Origin of the sequence: Gilliamella sp. Pra-s60 (genome assembly GCF_009795755.1) — a bacterium.
Lineage (GTDB): Bacteria > Pseudomonadota > Gammaproteobacteria > Enterobacterales > Orbaceae > Gilliamella.
In genome coordinates this window covers 1-1,486 of sequence record NZ_WTFA01000030.1, presented here as the reverse complement: position 1 = coordinate 1,486, position 1,486 = coordinate 1, and the positions used below count along the sequence as shown (strand labels likewise).

Below are 1,486 nucleotides of genomic sequence, written 5' to 3'. Positions count from 1 at the left end.
CTTTCTTCTAAACAAACAATCTGTGTGAACACTTACGAGCACTTCGTAAGGAGGTGATCCAACCGCAGGTTCCCCTACGGTTACCTTGTTACGACTTCACCCCAGTCATGAACCACACCGTGGTAAACGCCCTCCCGAAGGTTAAGCTATCTACTTCTGGTGCAACCCACTCCCATGGTGTGACGGGCGGTGTGTACAAGGCCCGGGAACGTATTCACCGTGACATTCTGATTCACGATTACTAGCGATTCCGACTTCATGGAGTCGAGTTGCAGACTCCAATCCGGACTTAGACGTACTTTATGAGGTCCGCTTGCTCTCGCGAGGTCGCCTCCCTTTGTATACGCCATTGTAGCACGTGTGTAGCCCTGGTCGTAAGGGCCATGATGACTTGACGTCGTCCCCACCTTCCTCCGCTTTATCAACGGCAGTCTCCTTTGAGTTCCCGACCGAATCGATGGCAACAAAGGATAAGGGTTGCGCTCGTTGCGGGACTTAACCCAACATTTCACAACACGAGCTGACGACAGCCATGCAGCACCTGTCTCACAGTTCCCGAAGGCACTCTCGTATCTCTACAAGATTCTGTGGATGTCAAGACCAGGTAAGGTTCTTCGCGTTGCATCGAATTAAACCACATGCTCCACCGCTTGTGCGGGCCCCCGTCAATTCATTTGAGTTTTAACCTTGCGGCCGTACTCCCCAGGCGGTCGATTTATCGCGTTAGCTTCGGAGCCCATCACTCTAGGCAACAAACTCCAAATCGACATCGTTTACAGCGTGGACTACCAGGGTATCTAATCCTGTTTGCTCCCCACGCTTTCGCATCTCAGCGTCAGTATCTGTCCAGAAGGCCGCCTTCGCCACCGGTATTCCTCCACATCTCTACGCATTTCACCGCTACACGTGGAATTCTACCTTCCTCTACAATACTCCAGATAACCAGTTTTAAATGCAATTCCTAGGTTGAGCCCAGGGCTTTCACACCTAACTTAATTATCCGCCTACATGCCCTTTACGCCCAGTCATTCCGATTAACGCTCGCACCCTCCGTATTACCGCGGCTGCTGGCACGGAGTTAGCCGGTGCTTCTTCTGTGATTAACGTCAATCGATGCACCTATTAGATACACCGCCTTCCTCATCACCGAAAGTACTTTACAACCCGAAGGCCTTCTTCATACACGCGGCATGGCTGCATCAGGGTTCCCCCCATTGTGCAATATTCCCCACTGCTGCCTCCCGTAGGAGTCTGGACCGTGTCTCAGTTCCAGTGTGGCTGGTCATCCTCTCAGACCAGCTAGAGATCGTCGCCTAGGTGAGCCTTTACCCCACCTACTAGCTAATCCCATATGGGTTCATCAAATGGCGCATGGCCCGAAAGTCCCATGCTTTGGTCTCACGACATTATACGGTATTAGCAGTCGTTTCCAACTGTTGTCCCCTTCCATTCGGCAGATCCCCATACTTTACTCACCCGTCCGCCA

Annotated in this window: 1 rRNA gene; it reads right to left on the bottom strand. The window is 52.0% G+C overall.

Going from position 1 to position 1,486, the window contains the following annotated elements:
* Positions 1 to 46: 46 nt before the first annotated feature.
* A 16S ribosomal RNA gene (locus GQ596_RS10855) occupies positions 47 to 1,486 on the bottom strand; the annotation flags it as partial.